This is a genomic window from Streptomyces sp. NBC_01017, from assembly GCF_045162795.1.
GTDB classification, from domain to species: domain Bacteria; phylum Actinomycetota; class Actinomycetes; order Streptomycetales; family Streptomycetaceae; genus Streptomyces; species Streptomyces machairae.
On the sequence record NZ_CP108683.1, the window covers coordinates 2,681,708 to 2,704,225 of the forward strand.

General features: G+C 70.3%; 19 protein-coding genes. 13 read left to right on the top strand and 6 right to left on the bottom strand.

Annotation, left to right across the window (positions count from 1 at the left end):
* Nucleotides 1-40 precede the first annotated feature (40 nt).
* The 3 genes from OG331_RS12450 to OG331_RS12460 form a co-directional block, all read right to left on the bottom strand.
* On the bottom strand, nt 41-2,509 hold the full coding sequence (locus OG331_RS12450; RefSeq protein WP_406195117.1) for a SpoIIE family protein phosphatase: 2,469 nt from the start codon (nt 2,507-2,509) through the stop codon (nt 41-43).
* A gap of 186 nt (nt 2,510-2,695) precedes the next feature.
* Nucleotides 2,696-5,080, bottom strand: coding sequence for an MFS transporter (locus OG331_RS12455; protein ID WP_406195119.1), 2,385 nt, complete (start codon nt 5,078-5,080; stop codon nt 2,696-2,698).
* A gap of 146 nt (nt 5,081-5,226) precedes the next feature.
* Nucleotides 5,227-5,670 (bottom strand): SRPBCC family protein, encoded by a 444-nt coding sequence (locus OG331_RS12460; RefSeq protein WP_406195121.1) that lies wholly within the window; start codon nt 5,668-5,670, stop codon nt 5,227-5,229.
* Between the two features lie 192 nt (nt 5,671-5,862).
* Here OG331_RS12460 and OG331_RS12465 point away from each other — a divergent pair, with 192 nt between their 5' ends.
* The 4 genes from OG331_RS12465 to OG331_RS12480 all read left to right on the top strand — a co-directional run bounded on the left by OG331_RS12465 (nt 5,863) and on the right by OG331_RS12480 (nt 9,685).
* A complete protein-coding gene (locus tag OG331_RS12465) occupies nt 5,863-6,906 on the top strand; it encodes an Rv2578c family radical SAM protein (protein ID WP_406195123.1) in 1,044 nt (347 codons plus the stop codon).
* Nucleotides 6,907-7,052: 146 nt separating this feature from the next.
* The gene (locus OG331_RS12470) at nt 7,053-8,630 is read left to right on the top strand and encodes an alpha/beta hydrolase (RefSeq protein WP_406195125.1); all 1,578 of its coding nucleotides are present in this window, start codon (nt 7,053-7,055) and stop codon (nt 8,628-8,630) included.
* Between the two features lie 82 nt (nt 8,631-8,712).
* Nucleotides 8,713-9,111 (top strand): RidA family protein, encoded by a 399-nt coding sequence (locus OG331_RS12475; RefSeq protein WP_406195127.1) that lies wholly within the window; start codon nt 8,713-8,715, stop codon nt 9,109-9,111.
* Nucleotides 9,112-9,151: 40 nt separating this feature from the next.
* Nucleotides 9,152-9,685, top strand: a complete 534-nt coding sequence (locus tag OG331_RS12480; protein ID WP_406195129.1) for a GNAT family N-acetyltransferase — start codon at nt 9,152-9,154, stop codon at nt 9,683-9,685.
* 82 nt (nt 9,686-9,767) lie between these two features.
* On the opposite strand, the gene OG331_RS12485 is transcribed toward OG331_RS12480, so the two are convergent.
* Nucleotides 9,768-10,343 carry an adenylosuccinate lyase gene (locus tag OG331_RS12485; RefSeq protein WP_406195131.1) on the bottom strand — a complete coding sequence of 192 codons (576 nt, stop codon included), beginning with the start codon at nt 10,341-10,343 and terminating at the stop codon, nt 9,768-9,770.
* A gap of 400 nt (nt 10,344-10,743) precedes the next feature.
* On the opposite strand from OG331_RS12485, the gene OG331_RS12490 reads away from it, so the two are divergent.
* From OG331_RS12490 to OG331_RS12500, 3 genes are all read left to right on the top strand, one after another.
* Entirely contained in the window at nt 10,744-12,549 is a 1,806-nt protein-coding gene (locus OG331_RS12490) for a 3-hydroxyacyl-CoA dehydrogenase family protein (RefSeq protein WP_406195133.1), read from the top strand.
* Between the two features lie 184 nt (nt 12,550-12,733).
* Nucleotides 12,734-13,546, top strand: a complete 813-nt coding sequence (locus OG331_RS12495; RefSeq protein WP_362381512.1) for a TetR family transcriptional regulator — start codon at nt 12,734-12,736, stop codon at nt 13,544-13,546.
* A gap of 140 nt (nt 13,547-13,686) precedes the next feature.
* Complete coding sequence (locus OG331_RS12500; RefSeq protein ID WP_406195135.1) at nt 13,687-13,905, top strand: hypothetical protein; 219 nt, start codon at nt 13,687-13,689, stop codon at nt 13,903-13,905.
* A gap of 86 nt (nt 13,906-13,991) precedes the next feature.
* Here the strand turns inward: OG331_RS12500 and OG331_RS12505 are convergent, their stop codons facing one another.
* Both OG331_RS12505 and OG331_RS12510 read right to left on the bottom strand, forming a co-directional pair.
* Nucleotides 13,992-15,005, bottom strand: a complete 1,014-nt coding sequence (locus tag OG331_RS12505) for an NAD(P)/FAD-dependent oxidoreductase (RefSeq protein WP_406195137.1) — start codon at nt 15,003-15,005, stop codon at nt 13,992-13,994.
* Between the two features lie 183 nt (nt 15,006-15,188).
* A complete protein-coding gene (locus OG331_RS12510; protein ID WP_406209974.1) occupies nt 15,189-15,731 on the bottom strand; it encodes an MFS transporter in 543 nt (180 codons plus the stop codon).
* Between the two features lie 86 nt (nt 15,732-15,817).
* Here OG331_RS12510 and OG331_RS12515 point away from each other — a divergent pair, with 86 nt between their 5' ends.
* From OG331_RS12515 to OG331_RS12540, 6 genes are all read left to right on the top strand, one after another.
* Complete coding sequence (locus tag OG331_RS12515) at nt 15,818-16,021, top strand: helix-turn-helix domain-containing protein (RefSeq protein ID WP_406195140.1); 204 nt, start codon at nt 15,818-15,820, stop codon at nt 16,019-16,021.
* A 383-nt stretch (nt 16,022-16,404) separates the two neighbouring features.
* Entirely contained in the window at nt 16,405-17,742 is a 1,338-nt protein-coding gene (ccrA, locus tag OG331_RS12520; RefSeq protein ID WP_406209977.1) for a crotonyl-CoA carboxylase/reductase, read from the top strand.
* A gap of 17 nt (nt 17,743-17,759) precedes the next feature.
* Nucleotides 17,760-19,808, top strand: a complete 2,049-nt coding sequence (locus tag OG331_RS12525) for a protein meaA (RefSeq protein WP_406195142.1) — start codon at nt 17,760-17,762, stop codon at nt 19,806-19,808.
* The gene (locus OG331_RS12530) at nt 19,805-20,764 is read left to right on the top strand and encodes an aldolase/citrate lyase family protein (RefSeq protein ID WP_391396390.1); all 960 of its coding nucleotides are present in this window, start codon (nt 19,805-19,807) and stop codon (nt 20,762-20,764) included. Before OG331_RS12525 ends, OG331_RS12530 begins: the two co-directional genes overlap by 4 nt.
* A 5-nt stretch (nt 20,765-20,769) precedes the next feature.
* On the top strand, nt 20,770-21,282 hold the full coding sequence (locus OG331_RS12535; RefSeq protein ID WP_030948303.1) for a MaoC family dehydratase: 513 nt from the start codon (nt 20,770-20,772) through the stop codon (nt 21,280-21,282).
* Between the two features lie 2 nt (nt 21,283-21,284).
* The gene (locus OG331_RS12540) at nt 21,285-22,490 is read left to right on the top strand and encodes an acyl-CoA dehydrogenase family protein (protein WP_383231989.1); all 1,206 of its coding nucleotides are present in this window, start codon (nt 21,285-21,287) and stop codon (nt 22,488-22,490) included.
* The last annotated feature ends 28 nt before the right edge of the window (nt 22,491-22,518 follow it).

The following is a 22,518-nucleotide window of genomic DNA, read 5'->3' on the forward strand; positions in this document are numbered from 1 at the left end:
CCGTTCGGGACACAAGCCGTCCGCCCCTGGGGGCGAGGCGTCAGCGTCGCGGGAGGGTGAGTTCGAACCAGACGGCCTTTCCGGCGCTCGTACGGCTGGTGCCCCACGCGCGGGCGAGCACGCTCACCACACGCAGCCCGCGTCCGGTCTCGTCGTCCGGCCCCGCGTGGAGCAGGGTCGGAAGCTCATGGTCGTCGTCGTCCACCTCGCACAGCAGCGTCTCACCACGGACGAGGCGCAGCTCTACGGGACGGCTGTGGGAGTGGCGTACGGCGTTGGTGACGAGCTCGCTGACCAGCAGCTCGGCGCTGTCGGTGAGCCGCGACAGGCCCCAGCCGTGCAGCTGTTCACGGACGAGGGCGCGGGCCCGGCCGACCTCCGCCGGGTCGAGGCCGAGCCGCCATTCGGCGACGTCCTCCGGCTCGATGCCGTTGAGGCGGGCCATCAGCAGGGCCACGTCGTCCTTGCGGCCGCCGCAGCCCGCTTCCGAGAATGTCACAGCGAGCGCGCGGATGATCGTGTCGCAGGCGTCGTCCATGGACGCGGCCGGATGGGCGGCGGACTCGCACAGCGTCGCGAGCCCGACACCGATGTCTTCGCCGCGCACCTCGACCAGTCCGTCGGTGCACATCACGATCCGGTCGCCGGGCTGCACGCGCACGCGTACCGCCTCGAAGGGCACCCCGCCGACGCCGATCGGCGCGCCCGTGGGCAGGTCGAGCAGCTCGCTGCGCCCGTTGACGGCGCGGACCAGGACGGGCGGGATGTGGCCGGCGTTGGCGATGTCGAGTTCGCCGGCGATCGGGTCGTAGACGGCGTACAGGCAGGTCGCGAGGTAGGTGTCGCCGAGGCGCTGGGCGAGGTCGTCGAGGTTGCGCAGCAGCTGGGCGGGCGGCAGGTCGAGGGCGGCCATGGTCTGCACGGCCGTTCGCAACTGGCCCATCATGGCGGCCGAGTTGAGGCCGTGCCCCATGACGTCACCGACGACCAGGGCGGTGCGGGCGCCGGGCAGTTTGACGGAGTCGAACCAGTCGCCGCCGACCCGGCCGAGCAGGGTGCCCGGCAGATAGCGGGTGGCGATGTCGCAGCCCGCCATGCGCGGCGGGATGTGCGGCAGCATGCTGTCCTGGAGGGTCTCGGCGACGCTCTCCTGGTACGTGTACATGCGCGCGTTGTCGAGCACGAGGCCGGCGCGGGCGGCGAGTTCGGCGCCGGTGACCCGGTCCATGTCGTTGAACTCGACGCGCTCGGGGTGGCGCAGCAGGATCATGAAGCCGAGCACCACGTCGCGGGCCTTGAGCGGCACGACCAGCATGGAGCGGCCCGTGATGAGCGGCCGGATGTCCCGCTTCTCGAACTGCGAGGCGATGGCGTGCCCCATCTGCTCGCTGATGCGCGGCACGAGCACGGGGTCGCCGGTGGTCATGCACTGGAAGAAGGGCGTGTGCGCCGGGAAGGGCATGGCCTCGCCGACCGGCACGACGTCCTCCCAGCGGCCGGGTTCGTCGGTGTGTTCGAGGGCGACCCGATGCCACATGGTGGTCGTGTCCGGCACGCCCTCGGGGAATCCCTCGCCGGCGACGACCTGTTCGCGCAGATAGGTGCCGGCGACGTCGGTGAAGCGGGGCACGACGGCCTTGCTGACCTCGACGATGGTCCGGGACAGATCGAGGGAGGTGCCGATGCGGCCGCTGACCTCGTTCAGGAACTCCAGGCGTTCGCGTACGGCGACGTACTCGAGGTCCTCGGCCTCGTCGGTGTACTCCCGCGGTAACGGCAGGCCCTGAGCGGCTGACCGGGCGGCCCGCTCGCGGCGCGCCCTGCGCTCGACACGCCGGGGCACGCCCCAGTCGGGCGTGACGGGCACTCGGTCGTTCTGGCTGAACTCCAGTACCGGATAGCCCAGTTCGAGGATCTGGCCGACGATGCGGGCGCTCTCCTCGACGCTCATGCTGGGCAGGATCTCGGGGAGCCTCCCGGCGAGTTCCTCGGCGCCGGGGAAGTCGGTGTGCAGGGCGAATGCGGGGGCGACGCGCTCGTAGCCGGTGTCCTCTTCCTGGGCCTCCTGCTGGAGCCGGCCCACGTCGGCGCCCAGCACCAGCAGCCGCTCCGGGCCGGGGCCCACGAGCGGGTAGGCCCACCACAGGACGTCGACCCGGTCGCTCCCCGTCTCGCTTCGCTCGGGCACGGTGAGGCGGGCGCGGCCCGCGGCCGGGTAGTACAGCCGTCCGTCGAGGGACGTCTCGAGATCGTGGCCGAGACCGTCGTACGCCGAGTAGGCGCCGTACAGCGAGACGTCGTCGTCCTCGGGCAGCGCGCCGGAGACGGGCAGCAGATCGACGGCCGCGCGTCCGATCGCCTGCTCCTTGGCGGGGCCGAACAGACGGCGTGCGCCGGAGCTCCAGTGTGAGACGAGGCCCTCGCGGTCCACCACGACCACGGCCAGTGGGATCCGTCCGGACGCGGCGTGTTCCGTCACCGCGCCGTCCCTCTCGGTGCCACGGTCCATGGCCCAGGCCCTCTCTCCCCACGGCTCCACAAGATCTGTGCGCCCACACCACCGTACGGCTCCGGGCCGACGTGATGTGCGGCAATACGGGAATTGATATGACGAGATCAAGACGGCCCGCGCAGGGGCCGAAAGACCCGCCCGCGCCGCGTCCCCGCAGGACAATCCAGGTGCGGGTGCGCCGGCTCAGTCCTCGTGTCCGAGCTGAAGATCGCGTTCCGTACGGCCTCCGCCGGCGACCTGGAGCACGGTGGCGACCGGCGGGTAACCGGTGGCGATGACGGTGTACTCGCCGGTGGACAGGTCGACGAACCGGAAGGTCCCGTCGGGCCCGGTCGTGAGCGTGTCCATGACGTTGCCGGCCGCGTCGAGCAGCGTCACGCGCGCGTCCTCGACGGGCCGCCCCCCACCCGCGCGCACCGTGCCCCGCAGCAGGGCGCCGCCGGCGAGTTCGATGTCCTGACGGGTCTCGCGGGCCGCCTTGACGGTGACGGGGACGGCGGCCGGGCGGAAGGCGGAGGCGCTCGCGGCGAGGGTGTACTCGCCGGCGACGAGTTCGGTGATGACGTAGCCGCCCTCGCGCCCGCTGCGGGTGGTGGCGACGACCTCGCCCTGCACGTTGGTGAGCGTGACCGTGGCGTCCACGGGCGTGCCGTCGGGGGTGAGCACCCGCCCGGCGAGGCGTCCGGCGCCGCCGAGGACGATGTCCAGATCGACGGGGCGTTCACCGACGGTAACGGTGACGGCCTGCGGCTGGTGGCCGCCCGCCGCGGCGATCATGACGTACGATCCCGGGCCCGGCGTCGCCAGCGCGTACCGGCCGTCGTCACCGCTCGCGCCGCGCCCGACCTGCTGCCCGCCGATGTCGATAAGCGTGAGTGCCGCGCGCGGGACGACGGTTCCGTCGGGATGCTGCACCAGGCCGCCGACGGGGACTCCGGTGGCGTACTGCGAACGGGCGGGCGGGATCGGGGCGTTCACCCGCGCCGATTCCGCCTGAGGGGCCTGGGCGTTGTGGGACACCAGCGGTTTCTCCTTGAGGAAGAAGGCGATGAGCAGGCCCAGCACGAGCACCGGCACGAGGTACAGGAAGATCCTCGGCATGGCGTCGGCGTAGGCCTGGATGTAGTCGTCGCGCAGGGCCGGGGGCAGGGTGTGGACGAGCTGCGGGGTGATCGACTCGGGGTCGGGCAGCTCGGCTCCCGCGCGCGTGGGGAGCCGTTCGGCCAGGGCGTCGGCGAGGCGGTCGGCGAAGAGGGTGCCGAAGATGGCGGCACCGACGCTGCCGCCGATCTGCCGGAAGTAGTTGTTGGCGCTGGTGGCGGTGCCGAGGTCGGCGGGGCGTACGGAGTTCTGCACGGCGAGGATCAGGACCGGCATCACCATGCCGATGCCGGCGCCGAGCACGGCCATCCAGAGGCTGTAGTGCAGCCGGGGCGTGTCGGCTTCGAGGCGGGACAGCAGCCACATGCCGACGGCCGAGAGCGCGCCGCCGAGCACGGTGTAGATCTTGTAGCGGCCGGTGAGGCTGATGAGTTGGCCGCAGACGATCGAGGCGCCGACGATGCCGCCCATCATCGGCAGCATCAGCAGGCCCGACTCGGTGGCCGTGGCCCCGTCGACCATCTGCAGATAGGTCGGCAGATAGCTGGCGGCGCCGAACAGCGCGACGCCGATCACCAGGCCGACCAGGCCGGTGACGTTGAAGACGGAGTCCCTGAACAGCCGCAGCGGGATGAGCGGTTCGGCGGCGAAGTGCTCGGCGACGACGAAGAGCACCGAGGCGACGGCCGCTCCCCCGGCGAGGCCGAGGATGACACGGGAGTCCCAGGCGTACTCGATGCCGCCCCAACTGGTCAGCAGGACCAGGCAGGTGGAGGCGGCGGCCAGCAGCAGGGAGCCGAGGACGTCGAGCCGGGCCCTGGTCCTCGGCTTCGGCAGTTTCAGTACGACGGCCACGACGGCCAGGGTGACGAGGCCGAAGGGGACGTTGATGTAGAAGCACCAGCGCCAGGAGACGTGGTCCGTGAAGTAGCCGCCCAGCAGCGGGCCGGCGACCGAGGCGAGGCCGAACGCGGCGCCGATCAGGCCCATGAACCGGCCGCGCTCCCTGGCCGGCACGATGTCCGCGATGATCGCCTGGACGCCGATCATGAGCCCGCCGGCGCCGACGCCCTGCACCGCGCGGTAGGCGATGAGCTGGTCCATGGTCTCGGCCCGCCCGGCGAGCGCGGAGCCGATGACGAAGACGACGATCGCGAACTGGAAGACGCCCTTGCGGCCGAGGAGGTCGCCGAGCTTGCCGTAGATCGGCAGTCCGACGGTGGCGGTGAGCAGGTAGGCGGTGATCGCCCAGGACATCTTGTCCAGGCCGTGCAGCTCGCCGACGATCTTCGGCAGGGCGGTGGCGACGATCATCTGCTCCAGCGCGGCCAGCAGCAGCGCGAGCATCAGCGCGAAGAAGACCAACCGCACCCGGCGCGGGCTCAGTTGGGAATCTGCGTCTTGGGGCGGGGCCTGTTGAGGTGGTGCGGTGACGGTTTCGTCCTGCACCAGAGTCGTGCCGCCCACGTACCGCTCCCCTCGCCGTACCTGCTCACATTTCCCGCATTAGGCGACAACTACGAGCAAGCACGGCGAGTTACGGCACAGTCCCGGACACGGCGGAGATCCACTCGATCCAGTGAGGGGACCAAGGACCCCCGGGCACCTGGGACTTACTTCTCGACCTCGGTGGCGAGCTTGACGAGCAGCTCGTCGTAGATCCGGCCGAGACCCTTGGGCGCGAAGGTCTTCTCGAAGAAGCCTCCGATACCGCCGGCGCCCTGCCAGGTGGTGGTGACGACGACGAGGGACTTGCCCTCACCGGCCGGGGTGACCCGCCAGGTGGTGACCATGGAGGAGTTGCGGTCCTTCTCGACGAGCTCGCCGTCGGTGGGCTCGCTGACCTCCAGGAGGCAGTCGCGTACGCGCTTGCTGGTGGCCTGGAGCCTCCAGTGGACGAGGGTGCCCTCGCCGTCGCCGCCCTCACGCACCTCGTATTCGCTGAAGTGCCCGGGCAGCAGCTTCTGCCGCGTGCCGCTGTAGTCGGCGAGGGCGTCGAACACCTTCTCCGCGTCCGCCGCGACGACCCGCTCCGTAGTGGCCTCGACCTGCGCCATTGACTTCCTCCAGGACCTGAATGCTCGGGGGTTGGAGCAAGCCAACCACCCCGCTGCCGGACCGCCCAAATCGGGGTCCCGATCAGCTCTCCGAAGCGATCGCACAGTGATCGAAATCGAAGCCCGGAGATAGGTCGCACGATCAAGGGAACATGTGTTCTATTCTGGGGGCAGTGCTACCGAGGAGGCCTCATGCGCTGGGAGAACCTCACCCTGGAGTCCGACCACAGCCGTGCCGACTCCGCGCTGTTCGGCGCGGACGCGGTGGTCACCCGCACCTTCGACACGCCCGAGTTCGCCGGGATCACGTTCCACGAGATCCGGGCCCGCTCGATCCTCAACCGGGTGCCGGGCGCCTCGCGCATGCCCTTCGAGTGGACGGTGAACCCCTATCGGGGCTGCTCGCACGCGTGCGTGTACTGCTTCGCCCGCAAGACCCACAGCTATCTGGACCTGGACACGGGCCTCGGCTTCGACTCCCAGATCGTGGTCAAGGTGAACGCGCCGGAGCTGCTGCGCCGCCAGCTCGGCTCGCGCCGCTGGCAGGGCGATCACATAGCGATGGGCACGAACGTCGACTGCTACCAGCGGGCGGAGGGCCGCTACCGCCTGATGCCGGGGATCCTCGCCGCCCTGCGCGACCACGCCAACCCGTACTCGATCCTGACCAAGGGCACGCTGATCCTGCGCGACCTGGAGCTGCTGAAGCAGTCCGCGGAGGTGACGGACGTCGGCGTCTCCGTCTCGGTCGGCTTCACCGACCCCGAGCTGTGGCGCACCGTGGAGCCGGGCACCCCCGCCCCCGAACGCCGCCTGGACGTCGTACGGACGCTGACCGAGCACGGGCTCGGATGCGGTGTGCTGATGGCGCCGGTGATCCCGTTCCTGAGCGACAGCCCCGCCCAACTGCGGGCCACCGTGCGGGCGATCGCCGCCTCCGGGGCCACCTCGGTCACGCCGCTGGTGCTGCATCTGCGGCCCGGGGCACGCGAGTGGTTCATGGCTTGGCTCGGCCGGGAGCACCCGTATCTGGTGCGCCGGTACGAGCGGCTGTACGCGGACGGCGCCTACGCGCCAAAGTGGTACCAGCGCCGGGTCACCCGTCAGGTGCACGACCTGGCGGAGGAGTACGGCATAGGCCCCACGCGCGCGGGGATGCCCCGGCGGATCCGCGAGCCGGAGCCGGCCCCCGCGGAGCACGCGCCGTCCGAACCGACCCAGCTCTCGCTGATCTGAGAGCGCTGGCGGGCATTGGAGCGCATCTCTCGGCCCAATAGGGTCAAGTCTTGCCCGAAGCAGTTCTTCCAGGCGCCCGTTCCGGGATGAATGCGGCCGGGATCGTGGCCTTCGCGGTCCCGCACCCTCCGTCCTGGGAGGACCCCATGGGAAGACGCTCAGCCGTGCTGTGCGGCGCCGCCGTCGTCATGGCCGCAACCGTGACGGCCGTCCCCGCCGGAGCGAGCGCCACGAACACCGCGGACACCTTCAAGACCGCACCTCTGGCCTGGAAGAAGTGCGGCACGACGAAATACCCGACGCTGCAGTGCGCGTCCCTCGACGTGCCGCTCGACCACACCGAACCGCGCGGACGGCAGATCACCCTCGCGCTGTCCCGCGTCCCGCACACCGCGAATAAGTACCAGGGCCCGCTGCTGGTCAACCCGGGCGGCCCCGGCGGCAGCGGTCTCATGCTCTCCGGATTCGTCGCCTCCGCACTGCCCAAGGCGGTGGCGGCACAGTACGACGTCATCGGCTTCGACCCGCGCGGCGTCGGCAGGAGCAAGCCTGCCGTCAACTGCAAGCCCGGCCACTTCGCCCCGGTGCGCCCGGACTCCCTGCCGAGCACACCGTGGATCGAGCGGGCCAATTTGCTGCGCGCCAAGTCCTTCGCGCGGGCCTGCGGCAAGAAGTACGCGGACGTGCTGCCGCACCTCAACACCGTCAGCGCCGTGCGCGACATGGACCGCATCCGCGCGGCACTCGGGGCGCGGCAGATCAACTACTTCGGTTACTCGTACGGCACCTACCTCGGCGCGGTCTACGCCAAGCTCTTCCCGCAGCGGGTGCGGCGCGCGGCCCTCGACTCGGTCGTCGATCCCACCGGCGTCTGGTACGAGGCCAACCTCGCGCAGGACGTCGCCTTCAACGACCGGCACCGCGCGTTCCTGGCATGGGTCGCCAAGTACGACCGGACGTACGGGCTCGGCACCGATCCGTCGAGGGTCGAGGCCGCGTGGTACCGGATGCGGGCGGCCCTGGCCAGGACGCCGGCCGGCGACAAGGTCGGCGCCTCCGAGCTGGAGGACACCTTCCTGCCCGGCGGTTACTACAACGGCTACTGGCCCTACCTCGCCGAGGCGTTCGCCTCGTATGTGAACGACGGGAACGCCGACCCGTTGGTCGAGGCGTACGAGAGGTTCGGCGCCACCGACGCGTCCGACGAGAACAGCTACAGCATCTACGCCTCCGTGCAGTGCCGGGACGCCGCCTGGTCCCGCGACTGGCAGCAGTGGCGGACGGACAACTGGTCCGTGCACGCGAAGGCACCGTTCATGACCTGGAACAACGCCTGGTACAACGCGCCGTGCGCGTTCTGGCCGCAGGACCCGCTCCCGTCGGTGAGCATCACCAACGGCAAGGTGCCACCGGTGCTGCTGTTCCAGTCGACCGACGACGCGGCCACCCCGTACCAGGGCGCCGTCACGGTGCACCGGCAACTGGCCCGCTCCAGCCTGGTGGTCGAGCGGGGCGGTGGGAACCACGCCGTCACGCTGGGCGGGAACTCCTGCCTGGACAAGCACCTCGCGGCCTACCTCGCCGACGGCACGGTGCCGCGCGGCGCAGGTGAGGTCGACGCGGTGTGCGAGGCGCGGCCCGACCCGAAGCCGCTGAGCTCCAAGGTGGTGTCGGCGGCGGCGCGCGGCGCGGAGCTGCACCGGCTGGTCGGCTTCCGCCACTGAGCGCTTGATCGCCGATCGCCGGTCACCGATCGCCTGACGGTCCGTCGGGGGCGTTGTCAGACCCATGGTCCACCATGGACCCATGAGTGAGCTGACCAGGATTCCCGCCCCCGACGGGGTCGCCCCCGCCGCCCAGTACACACATGTCGTGCTCGGCACCGGCCGCTTCGTCGCCGTCTCCGGACAGCTCGCCCTGGACGAGGACGGCAAGCCGGTCGGCGAGGGCGACCCCGAGGCCCAGGCCCGCCAGGTCTTCGAGAACCTGAGACGGTGCCTGACCGCGGCCGGCGCGACCTTCGACGACGTCATCAAGCTCACCTACTTCGTCACCGACATGGCACACATGCCCGCCCTCCGCACGGCCCGCGCCGAGCACATACCCGACGACCGACTGCCGGCCGCGTCGGCGGTCCAGGTCGCCGGGCTGGTGCGCCCGGAGTTCCTGATGGAGATCGAGGCGTTCGCGGTGCTGCCGGGTTAATCGAGGGCAGGCCGGGTCGGGGAGTGACTACGGTGCCGTCATGGATGACGACGGGATCCGGATCCGCCCCATGACCCTGGCCGACTGCGACCGCGTCGCCGAGATCCGCATCGGCGGCTGGCAGACCGCCTACAAGGGCCTGATCCCGCAGTCGTACCTGGACGCCCTGGACGTGGCCCGGGACGCCGAACGCCGCCGCGGCTACTTCTCGCAGTCCGACGGCAGTGTGGTCGACCTGGTCGCCGAGCACGACGGCCGGATCGTCGGCTGGGCCTGCCACGGCCCGTACCGCGACGGCGAAGTGCGGACCGGGGACGCCGAGTTGTACGCCATCTACGTGGACCCGGTGCGATACGGGGCCGGCATCGGGCAGGCCCTCCTCCAGCAGGCGGTACGCCGGTGCACGGCCGCCGGACACGCCCGCATGCTCCTGTGGGTCCTCAAGGACAACGACCGCGCCCGGCGCTTCTACGAACGTGCGGGCTTCCGGCCGGACGGGGCCGAGGAGCCCTTCGAGGTGGACGGCGTCGAGGTGCCCGAGGTGCGGTACGCGCGTGCGCTGAGGGCCGACTGACAGGGGCGTCGCTTGACAGGGGCGTCGCTCTTACGCGTTGCCGTCGTCCGTTCTTGCGCGTTGCCGCCCGCCGGCCGGGGCCTCACCGCTGGTGCGGGATGCGTGCCAGCGCTCGCACCGCGGCCTCCGCGAGGGTCGGGTGGGCCAGGGCCTCGTTCAGGATGCGTCTGGCCCGGGTGTCGCCGAGGGTGCCGAGGCCGTCCACGCAGGCGAGGGCCACGCGGCGGTAGGGGTCGTGCGGGCGCAGACGTCGCTCCAGGGTGGTGATCAGAGCGGGCACGGCCTCGGGGGCACGCAGTTCGACCAGGAGCCGGACCGGGTGCAGGGCGTAGGCGACGCGGAGTTCGTTGGTGGCGAGGGCGGCGGCCGCGCGGGCGGTGCGCGGGTCGCCGAGGCGGGCGAGGGCGTGGGCGGCGGAGGCGCAGCGTTGCGGGTCGCGATGGTTGAGGAGCAGGACGAGGGACTCGAAGGCCCGCCGGTCCCCGGCGAGGCCCAGCCGGAACGCGGCCAGCTCCCTGGCCCACAGCGGCTGCCCCGGCGCGGTGAGCACGTCGGCCAGTTCGCCCAGGTCCCCGGTCGTCACGAGGCGGTCGTACGCGGCGGACGCCCCGGACTCCTGCCGTAAGCGCTCCGTGAGTGATCGCAACTCTTCGTCCATGAAGGCGAGCGTATGCAAGCGGCCCGCTTCTCGGGACCTACATCACAAAGACGGGGGCTGGCGTGCTCGTTACCCACCGGTTAAGCTCATACGAGCGAGTCACCCACTCGCAGATTTGCTTGCAGCGGCCTGGTGACGCAGCCGCCGCGAGTGTTGGTCGGTTCGGTACATCGCGTACCTCAGTACGACTCGGCTCCGGGACAGGGCCGGTCGGATCCTCCGTTCCCCGGGGCGTGTGCACGCCCCTCGGCGACGGCACCGGGCGTGTGCGCCAGTAGCCCGGCAACACCCGCACTCACTCCTCTCGCACCCGGTGCGCTCACAGTTCGGCCTCGATTGGGCCGGCCTCGGCGCACCCGGGCGCGCTCCCAGTCGTCACCCTCATTCCTGGAGTCCCGCGATGGCCACTCCCCTGTCCGACACCCCTCTGTCCCCGCTGCAGACCGTTGCCGTCGTCGGCCTCGGCACCATGGGCACCGGCATCGCCGAGGTCCTCGCCAAGGCCGGCCGCGACGTCATCGGCATCGACATCAGCGAGGCCGCGACCGCCAAGGCCGTCGCCGCCCTGGAGGCCTCGACCGCCCGCGCCGTGGAGCGCGGCAGGCTCACCGAGGACGAGCGCGCCGACGCCCTCGCCCGCGTCCGCACCTCCACCGACCTGCGGGCCGCGGCCGACGCCGACCTGGTCATCGAGGTGGCGCCGGAGTCGTACGAGATCAAGCAGCAGATCTTCCGCGAGCTCGACGGAATCGTGCGCCCCGAGACGATCCTGGCGACCGGCACCAACGCCCTCTCGGTCACGCGGCTGGCCGCTGACTCGTCCCGCCCGGAGCGGGTGCTCGGTCTGCACTTCTTCAACCCGGCGCCGGCGATGCGGCTGGTCGAGGTCGTCTCCTCCGTGCTGACCGCGCCGACCGCCGTCTCCGCGGTCACCAACCTCGCCCTGGACCTCGGCAAGGAGCCCGTCGCGGTGGGCGACCGGCCCGGATTCGTCGCCGACGGGCTGCTGTTCGGCTACCTCAACCAGGCGGCCGCGATGTACGAGGCGAAGTACGCCTCCCGCGAGGACATCGACGCCGCGATGCGGCTGGGCTGCGGACTGCCGATGGGCCCGCTGGCGCTGCTCGACCTGATCGGCATCGACACCGCGCGCAAGGTCCTGGAGGCCATGTACGCCGAGTCCCGCGACCGCCTGCACGCCCCCGCGCCGATCCTCAAGCAGCTCAGCGAGGCGGGCCTGACGGGCCGTAAGTCGGGCCGCGGCTTCTACACGTACGAGGCGCCGGGCAGCGCCGCCGTCGTGCGGGACGCGCTGACGCCGCTGGACGGCGCCGCCCTCACGCCGGGCCGTGAGGTCCGCTCGGTCGGTGTCGCGGGCTCCGGCACCATGGCGTCCGGGATCGCGGAGGTCTTCGCCAAGGCCGGGTACGAGGTCGTGCTCGCCGCCCGCAGCGAGGAGAAGGCGCAGACCGCGAAGGCCCGTATCGGCAAGTCCCTTTCCCGCTCTGTCGACAAGGGCCGGATGACCGCCGAGGTCGCCGCGCAGACCCTGGACCGGATCACCGCGGCGGGTTCGTACGACGCGTTCGCCGACGTCGATCTGGCCGTCGAGGCCGTCGCCGAGGACCTGGAGATCAAGCGGCAGCTGTTCGCGACGCTGGACAAGGTCTGCAAGCCGGGTGCGGTGCTGGCCACCACCACCTCGTCGCTGCCCGTCGTCGCCTGCGCCCGCGCCACCTCGCGTCCGCAGGACGTGATCGGCATGCACTTCTTCAACCCCGCGCCGGCGATGAAGCTGGTCGAGGTCGTCCGCACCGTGCTGACGGCCGACGACGTCCACGCGACGGTCCGCGAGGTCTGCGGCAGGATCAGGAAGCACGCCGTGGACTGCGGCGACCGGGCCGGATTCATCGTCAACGCGCTGCTGTTCCCGTACCTGAACAACGCGATCAAGATGGTGCAGGAGCACTACGCGACGCTCGACGACATCGACGCGGCGATGAAGCTGGGCGGCGGCTACCCGATGGGCCCGTTCGAGCTGCTGGACGTCGTCGGGCTCGATGTGTCCCTCGCGATCGAGAAGGTCCTGCACCGCGAGTTCCGCGACCCGGGCCTGGCTCCGGCGCCGCTGCTGGAGCACCTGGTGGCCGCGGGCTGCCTCGGCCGAAAGACGGGCCGTGGCTTCCGCGAATATGCCCGGCGCTGAGCGGCCCGGGGACTGGTTCGGAGCGGGTCAGGAGTGGGGCGGGCTGCTGGATCCCGGCAGCTCTCCCCCGGTCACCCGGCGCGGCTCGGCCCCGCCCGCCGAACCCGGCGCTCCCCCGCCCGCCGAGGGCGGGGGAAACCCCGTACATGCGCATCAAGCTGCGCACATGCAGTACGTTCGGGTCATGCCCCAGCCCGCCAAGTCCTCACGTACACCAGCCACGCCCGACGCGCCGGAAAGTGCCGCAGGCAGTCGCGCGGCCGCCCAGCGGCTCAAGATGCGCCGCGAACTGGCGGCCGCGGCCATGGAGCTGTTCGCGACCAAGGGGTACGAGGCAACCACCGTCGACGAGATCGCGGCGCAGGCCGGGGTCGCCCGCCGCACGTTCTTCCGCCACTTCCGCTCCAAGGAAGAGGCGATCTTCCCCGACCATGACGACACGCTGATCCGCGCGGAGGCGGTGCTCAACGCGGCGCCCGCGCACGAGCACCCGCTCGACACCGTGTGCCGGGGCATCAAGGAAGTCATGAAGATGTACGCGGCCCGGCCGGAGATCTCGGTGGCCCGCTACAAGCTCACACGCGAGGTGCCCACCCTGCGGGAGGCGGAGATCGCGTCGGTGGCCCGCTATGAGCGCCTGTTCACCCGCTATCTCCTCGGCCACTTCGACGAGCACGCCCACGACGACGACGCCAACGACGACCCGCTGCTGGCGGAGGTCGCCGCGTCGGCCGTGGTCACCGCGCACAACCACGTCCTGCGGCGCTGGCTGCGGGCCGGTGGACAGGGCGATGTGGAGGCGCAGCTCGACCACGCCTTCGCGATCGTGCGGCGGACGTTCGGGACGGGGATCGGTGCGGGGCGGGAGACCGCGCCGCGTACGGTGCCGGCCTCCGTGGCCGGCCAGGGCGAGGTGCTCGTGACCGTGGCGCGGACCGACGCCCCGCTCGACGAGGTGATGCGGACCATCGAGCAGGCGCTGAAGGAGCGGGCGTAGAGCGTCACCGGGCTGTGGGAGGCCTCCTGCGGCTGCGGGGCCTCCTGGCGGCGGGGCCCTCCGCGGGAACCAATTGCCCGACCCGTCCGTCCTCCATGTCGAAGGATGATCTTCGTGGTGTGCGACGGAAGTGGGTTGCCATGCAGACGAACGACCCGACCAAGCTCCGGGCCACGCTGGCCGACGGGCGGCGCATGACCCTGTCCCTCCCCGCGACGGACGCGAAGTGGGCCGCCGACGGCATCGGGGGCCTGCGCGCCGTCGCGCCCACGCACACGGGCCGCGGCGAGGAGCCGCCCGCCCTCCCCGAGGAGCCGGCGCTCCCCCTGCAGGTGGCCCTGCTCGGGCTGGGGGCCTAGGACCGGCCCGGCTGACCGGGGCGGACCGGGGCCACCCTGAGCGACGACCGCTCGGGGCGGGCGTCCCAGACCTCGCGGCGGCATGATCAGCCGGACAGGCCCCGTCCCCGGCGCAGCCGGACCGATCGGGACGGGGCGAACCTCGCCGCCAGTCCCGGGTCCGCCTCCCCCGTGACCAGCCGTCCCGTCGCCGGGGCCAGCGTCAGGCCCAGCATGTTGTGGCCGGTGGCGAGCAGGATCCGGGGGCGGCCCGGTACCGGGCCGGTCAGGGGCAGGCCGTCCGGGGTCATCGGGCGCGGCCCCATCCACTCCTGCTCCCGCCGCTCCCAGTCGGCGCCCGGCAGATACGGCCGGCCAGCCGCCACCAGCGCCTGCACGCGGCCCTGTCGGAACCGGTCCAAGTCCCGGTCGAACTCCATGGTCCCGGCGACCCGCACCCCCTTGCCCAGCGGCGCCAGCACCGCCTTCGCCGAGCCCAGGTGGACCAGGCGTTTCGGCACCGACTCGGCCGGCACCGAGAAGCTGTAGCCCTTCCCGGCGGCCATCTCGATCCGTACGCCGAGCGAGGCGCACACCTCCCGGGACAAGACGCCCGCGGCGATCACGACGGCGTCCGCCCGGTAGGTCCCCGCGGTCGTACGGGCCTCGACGCGATCCGCGTCCTCCCGGACCGCCGTCACCCGAGCGCCCTCGACCAGCTCGGCCCCGTCGCGCCGCAGCCGCTCGGCGAGCGTGTCCACGAACTGCCCGGGATCCACGGCCCATTGACGCTCCACCAGGAACCCGGCCCGGGCAGCGGGCCCGAGGGCGGGCTCCGTCTCGGCCGGCGCCGCACTCCGGAGCACCCCCTCCGGCGCGACCGGTGCGCCGAGCGTGCGGAAGCCCGCCAGCCCGTGCGCCGCGTCCTCGTACGACGGGTACGCGAACAGGAAGCCGTCCTTCCCGGCCCCGCCGTCCACCCCGAGCGCCACCAGCTCCTCGAAGAGCCCGAAGGTGTCCCCGGCGAGGGCGGCCAGGGCGTTGGCGCCGGACCTGTGGTGCCGGGCCGTGCTGCGCAGCCCGAGGCCGGCGAGGAAACGCAGCAGCGCAACGCTGGGCACCGGGTTGATCCACAGCGGGCTGTCCGGCCGGAACACACCGGTCAGGGCCTTGGCCGCGACGCCCCGCTGCCGAGCCCGTCCCGTTCCAGGACGGTGACCGTGAGGCCGGCCGGCCGGGGCAGTGCGCGCAGGCCAGGCCGACGACGCCACCGCCGACGACGAGGACCGAGGAGGGCGACGGGCTCACGAAAGCTCCTTCACAGAGGGCAGGTCGGCCGGCGGAACACTCCCGTCACCGCTCGCCTCGGCAAGGCTCTTCCCGCTGGTCTCCGGGGCCAGCCGGTACGACACCAGCCGGCCGAGCCCGCAGATCAGCGCGCCGAGGAACATGGCGAGGCGGGTGCCGTGGCCGAGGACCACGGGGGTGCCCCGGGTGCCGACGGCGGCGCCGATGCGGCTGGCGCCGGTGGCGAAGCCGTTGGCGGTGGCGCGCACACCCGTCGGGAACAGTTCGGACGGGTGGATCGCCTGGAGGCACTGGCTGGAGAAGGACGCGAGCCCGAACACCGCGAACAGCGTGATGACGGCCGCCGGCCCCGGGTCGGCGAGCACCGACAGCACCAGCAGCGGTGCGGCCGACAGCGCGAAGCTCCACAACAGCAGAGGCCTGCGGCCCTTGTTGATGAAGAGGATCCCGGAGAGGGAGCCCAGGATGTAGAAGATCTGCAGCGCCACCGACCCGAGATAGGCGCTGTCGCCGTGTTCGAGTCCGAGCGAGGTGAGGATCGTCGGCTCGTACGTCGTGGTGCGGCACGCGCGCCCGGTACGCGGCCGCGCTCCTTGCGGGCCTGCGTGAGCGGGAGGATTGGCCGGTGCTGCGGGAGACGCTGATCGCCTGGGCGGAGTGCGGCTTCCAGCTCGTGCGGACCGCGGAGCGCCTCGCCGTCCACCGCGACACCCTGCTCCACCGGCTGACGAAGATCGACGTGCTGAGCGGGCGCGGGGTGCGCGAGGCACGCACCGCGATGGCCATGTACCTGGCATGTCTGGCCGATGCCCCGCAGGCGACCGGCTGACGGCGATTGGTGACCGATAGCGCCCGATTACCGCCTACTCGTCGGTAGCTTTGATCGATCATCGCTCATTTGTTACGTAAAGATTTCATCTGAGAGCAAGTTCTGGCACCCAGTGCCTTGCCGGATGGCACGGCGTGTCATACGTTGAAAGTGTCCGGGCGGCCGGCGTGCAGAGACCTTTCGTACGTCGGCTGTCCCCGCAAACCCCTCCAGGGGCCTGCGCGCCCGGACGCCTGCGTCACAGGCAACCTCCCGCGCCACAAAGCGCTGCCGAACAGCACAACAGCCGAACCGACGGCAACCACCAAAACCCTCAGCAGCACCGACGTAACCCTCAGCACCCCTCCCTCAGGGTGCGTATCGCCGGAGGCAACACCGTGACCGTGAAGGACATCCTCGACGCGATCCAGTCGCCGGACTCCACGCCCGCCGACTTCGCCGCCATGCCGCTCCCCGAGTCGTACCGCGCGATCACCGTGCACAAGGACGAGACGGAGATGTTCGCGGGCCTGGAGACCCGCGACAAGGACCCGCGCAAGTCGATCCACCTCGACGACGTGGCGCTGCCCGAGCTCGGCCCGGGCGAGGCCCTGGTGGCCGTCATGGCCTCCTCGGTCAACTACAACTCGGTGTGGACGTCGATCTTCGAGCCGATGTCGACCTTCGGGTTCCTGGAGCGCTACGGCCGGCTCTCCGAGCTGACCAAGCGCCACGACCTGCCGTACCACATCATCGGCTCCGACCTCGCGGGTGTCGTCCTGCGGACCGGCCCGGGCGTCAACTCCTGGAAGCCCGGTGACGAGGTCGTCGCGCACTGTCTGTCCGTCGAGCTGGAGTCCAGCGACGGCCACAACGACACGATGCTCGACCCCGAGCAGCGCATCTGGGGCTTCGAGACGAACTTCGGCGGCCTCGCCGAGATCGCGCTCGTCAAGTCCAACCAGCTCATGCCCAAGCCGGGCCACCTGAGCTGGGAGGAGGCCGCCGCTCCGGGCCTGGTCAACTCCACCGCGTACCGGCAGCTGGTGTCCCGCAACGGCGCCGGCATGAAGCAGGGCGACAACGTCCTGATCTGGGGCGCGAGCGGCGGACTCGGGTCGTACGCCACGCAGTTCGCGCTGGCCGGTGGCGCCAACCCGATCTGTGTCGTCTCCAGCGACCAGAAGGCGGACATCTGCCGGGCGATGGGCGCCGAGGCGATCATCGACCGCAACGCCGAGGGCTACAAGTTCTGGAAGGACGAGAACAACCAGGACCCGAAGGAGTGGAAGCGCTTCGGCAAGCGCATCCGCGAGCTCACCGGCGGCGAGGACGTCGACATCGTCTTCGAGCACCCGGGCCGCGAGACCTTCGGCGCCTCGGTCTACGTCACGCGCAAGGGCGGCACCATCGTCACCTGCGCCTCGACCTCGGGCTACAACCACGAGTACGACAACCGCTACCTGTGGATGTCGCTGAAGCGGATCATCGGCTCGCACTTCGCCAACTACCGCGAGGCCTGGGAGGCCAACCGGCTCATCGCGAAGGGCAAGATCCACCCGACGCTGTCGAAGGTCTACTCCCTGGAGGAGACCGGCCAGGCGGCCTACGACGTGCACCGCAACCTCCACCAGGGCAAGGTCGGCGTCCTGTGCCTCGCCCCCGAGGAGGGCCTCGGCGTGCGCGACGAGGAGATGCGCGCCAAGCACATCGACGCCATCAACCGCTTCCGCAACATCTGAGACACCCGAGGTCATAGATGACTGAGCGTCAGCCCGCCGAAGGCAAGCGGGAGAAGGACCGGCCGTGGCTCATGCGCACGTACGCCGGTCACTCCACGGCCGAGGCGTCCAACGAGTTGTACCGGCGCAACCTCGCCAAGGGCCAGACCGGTCTGTCGGTCGCGTTCGACCTGCCGACACAGACCGGCTACGACTCCGACCACATCCTCGCCCGCGGCGAGGTCGGCCGGGTCGGCGTACCGGTGGCCCATCTCGGTGACATGCGCCGGCTGTTCCAGGACATCCCCCTGGAGCAGATGAACACCTCGATGACGATCAACGCCACCGCCATGTGGCTGCTGGCGCTCTACCAGGTCGTCGCCGAGGAGCAGGGCGCGGACATCACCAAGCTCCAGGGCACGACCCAGAACGACATCGTCAAGGAGTACCTGTCGCGGGGGACCCATGTCTTCCCGCCGGGGCCCTCACTCCGGCTGACGACGGACATGATCACGTACACGGTCTCCCACATCCCGAAGTGGAACCCGATCAACATCTGCAGCTACCACCTGCAGGAAGCGGGCGCCACGCCGGTCCAGGAGATCGCGTACGCGATGTCCACCGCGATCGCGGTTCTCGATGCCGTACGCGACTCAGGGCAGGTCCCCGTCGAGAAGTTCGGGGACGTCGTGGCCCGTATCTCCTTCTTTGTGAACGCGGGCGTCCGCTTCATCGAGGAGATGTGCAAGATGCGGGCGTTCGGGCGGATCTGGGACCAGGTCACGCGCGAGCGCTACGGCATCGAGAACCCCAAGCAGCGCCGCTTCCGCTACGGCGTCCAGGTCAACTCCCTCGGTCTGACCGAGGCGCAGCCGGAGAACAACGTCCAGCGGATCGTCCTCGAGATGCTGGCCGTGACCCTCTCGAAGGACGCACGCGCGCGTGCCGTGCAGCTGCCCGCCTGGAACGAGGCGCTGGGACTGCCCCGGCCCTGGGACCAGCAGTGGTCGCTGCGCATCCAGCAGGTGCTGGCGCACGAGAGCGATCTGCTGGAGTACGAGGACATCTTCGAGGGCTCGCACGTCATCGAGGCGAAGGTCGCGAAGCTCGTCGAGGAGTCTCTCGCCGAGATCGACCGGATCCAGGAGATGGGCGGTGCGATGGCCGCCGTCGAGTCGGGCTACCTCAAGTCGCAGCTCGTCTCCTCGCACGCGGAGCGCCGCGGTCGTATCGAGTCCGGTCAAGAGAAGATCATCGGCGTCAACATCTTCGAGACGACCGAGCCGAACCCCCTCACCGCCGACCTCGACACGGCCATCCAGACGGTCGACCCGGCCGTCGAGGCCCGGGTCATCGGCTCCCTCGAGCACTGGCGCGACACCCGCTACCAGCCGCCCTTCAACCACCCGCGCCCGTGCAAGGCGCTGGACCGGCTGAAGGAGGCCGCCAAGGGCACCGCCAACCTCATGGAGGCCACCCTGGAGTGCGCCCGCGCCGGTGTCACGACCGGCGAGTGGGCCGGGGCGCTGCGCGAGGTGTTCGGGGAGTTCCGGGCGCCGACGGGCGTGTCGTCGGCGCCGGTTGCCGTCCCCGCGGAGGAGGGCTCGGCCATGGCCGACGTGCGCCGCAGGGTCGACCTGACGGCGAAGGACATGGGCGTCGGCAAGCTGCGGTTCCTGGTCGGCAAGCCGGGCCTGGACGGACACTCCAACGGCGCCGAGCAGATCGCCGTGCGGGCGCGTGACGCCGGCTTCGAGGTGGTCTACCAGGGCATCCGCCTGACGCCCGAGCAGATCGTGGACGCGGCCCTCGCGGAGGACGTGCACGCGGTCGGCCTGTCCATCCTGTCCGGCTCGCACGCCCAGCTCGTGCCGGACGTGCTGGATCGCCTTCGTGTGGCCGGTGCCACAGAGATACCCGTCATCGCCGGTGGGATCATCCCCAATGGCGACGCCGCGCAGCTCAGGGCCGCGGGTGTGGCCGCCGTCTTCACCCCGAAGGACTTCGACATCACCGGAATCATCGGCCGCATCGTCGACGAGATCCGGAAAGCGAACAAGCTCGACCCCCTGGAGGTCCCCGCATGACCGTCAACCGTCTGCGTCCCCGCCGCTCGTGTCTCGCGGTCCCGGGAAGCAACCCCCGCTTCCTCGAGAAGGCGCAGGGCCTGCCGGCGGACCAGGTCTTCCTCGACCTGGAGGACGCGTGCGCCCCGCTCGCCAAGCCCGAGGCGCGGCACACCATCGTCAAGTTCCTCAACGAGGGCGACTGGACGGGCAAGACACGGGTCGTGCGCGTCAACGACTGGACGACCGAGTGGACGTACCGTGACGTCGTGACCGTCGTCGAGGGTGCCGGCCAGAACCTCGACTGCATCATGCTGCCGAAGGTGCAGACCGCCCAGCAGGTCGTCGCCCTCGACCTCCTGCTGACCCAGATCGAGAAGACGATGGGCTTCGAGGTCGGCAAGATCGGCATCGAGGCGCAGATCGAGAACGCGCAGGGCCTGAACAACGTCAACGAGATCGCGACGGCGTCCCAGCGCGTCGAGACGATCATCTTCGGCCCGGCCGACTTCATGGCGTCCATCAACATGAAGTCGCTGGTCGTGGGCGAGCAGCCGCCCGGCTACCCGGCGGACGCCTACCACTACATCCTGATGAAGATCCTGATGGCCGCCCGCGCCAACAACCTCCAGGCGATCGACGGCCCGTACCTCCAGATCCGCAACATCGACGGCTACCGCGCGGTCGCCCAGCGCGCCGCGGCCCTCGGCTTCGACGGCAAGTGGGTGCTGCACCCGGGCCAGGTCGAGGCGTCCAACGAGATCTTCTCGCCCTCGCAGGAGGACTACGACCACGCCGAGCTGATCCTGGACGCGTACGACTACTACACGTCCGAGGCGGGCGGCAAGAAGGGCTCGGCGATGCTCGGCGACGAGATGATCGACGAGGCCAGCCGCAAGATGGCGCTGGTCATCTCCGGCAAGGGCCGCGCGGCCGGCATGCAGCGCACGTCGAAGTTCGAGATCCCGGAGGCCTGAGCGCGATGCAGTTCGGACGCACCTACGAGGAGTTCGAGGTCGGGGCGACGTACAAGCACTGGCCGGGAAAGACGGTCACGGAGTACGACGACCACCTGTTCTGTCTCCTCACCATGAACCACCACCCGCTCCACATGGACACCAACTATGCGGAGAAGACGACGGACTTCGGCAAGAACGTCGTCGTGGGCAACTACATCTACTCCCTCCTGCTCGGCATGTCGGTCCCGGACATCTCCGGCAAGGCCATCGCCAACCTGGAGATCGAGTCGCTCAAGCACGTGGCGCCGACCTTCCACGGCGACACGATCTACGGCCAGACGACCGTGCTCGACAAGTGGCCGTCGAAGTCGAAGAACGACCGCGGCATCGTCTACGTCGAGACCAAGGGCTACAAGCAGGACGGCACGCTCGTGTGCGTGTTCCGCCGCAAGGTGATGGTGCCGACCGAGACGTACATCAAGGAGCGCGGCGGCGAGCAGCCGGGCCGCCCCGAGCTCAAGGAGCAGGAGAAGTAGCCATGGCGCGACTCGCCCAGACCGCCGGTCTGACCGACATCCAGCAGGAGATCCTCTCCACCGTCCGCGACTTCGTGGACAAGGAGATCATCCCGGTCGCCACCGAGCTGGAACACCGCGACGAATACCCGCAGCAGATCGTCGACGGTCTGAAGGAGTTGGGCCTGTTCGGCCTGATGATTCCCGAGGAGTACGGCGGTCTGGGCGAGTCGCTCCTGACGTACGCGCTGTGCGTCGAGGAGATCGCCCGCGGCTGGATGTCGGTGTCCGGCATCATCAACACCCACTTCATCGTGGCGTACATGCTCAAGCAGCACGGCACGCAGGAGCAGAAGGACCACTTCCTGCCGCGCATGGCGGCCGGCGACATCCGCGGTGCCTTCTCGATGTCGGAGCCGGGTCTGGGGTCCGACGTGTCGGCCATCACGTCGAAGGCGGTGAAGGACGGCGAGGAGTACGTCCTCAACGGCCAGAAGATGTGGCTGACGAACGGCGGCACGTCCTCTCTGGTCGCCGTTCTCGTCCGAAGTGACGAAGGACACCCCGAGGGCACCGCGCCCCACAAGTCGATGACGACCTTCCTCGTCGAGAAGGAGCCCGGCTTCGGAGAGGCCCGCCCCGGCCTCACCATCCCCGGCAAGATCGACAAGATGGGCTACAAGGGCGTCGACACGACCGAGCTCATCATGGACGGCCTGCGCATTCCGGCCAATCGGGTGCTCGGCGGCGTCACCGGCCGAGGTTTTTACCAAATGATGGACGGCGTCGAGGTCGGCCGCGTCAATGTGGCGGCGCGTGGCTGCGGCGTCGCTCAGCGTGCTTTCGAACTCGGTGTCCGGTACGCCCAGCAGCGTCACACCTTCGGCAAGCCGATCGCCCAGCACCAGGCCATCCAGTTCAAGCTGGCCGAGATGGCTACCAAGGTCGAGGCGGCGCATGCCATGATGGTGAACGCGGCTCGCAAAAAGGACTCCGGGGAGCGAAACGACCTCGAGGCTGGGATGGCGAAGTACCTCGCCTCCGAGTACTGCAAGGAGGTCGTCGAAGATGCCTTCCGGATCCACGGCGGCTACGGCTTCTCCAAGGAGTACGAGATCGAGCGCCTCTACCGAGAGGCTCCGATGCTGCTTATCGGTGAAGGTACCGCCGAGATCCAGAAAATGATCATCGGTCGCAGGTTGCTCGAAGAGTATCGGTTCCAGGGATAGATGTACGGGTTCGGGGTGTTTTCTTCGA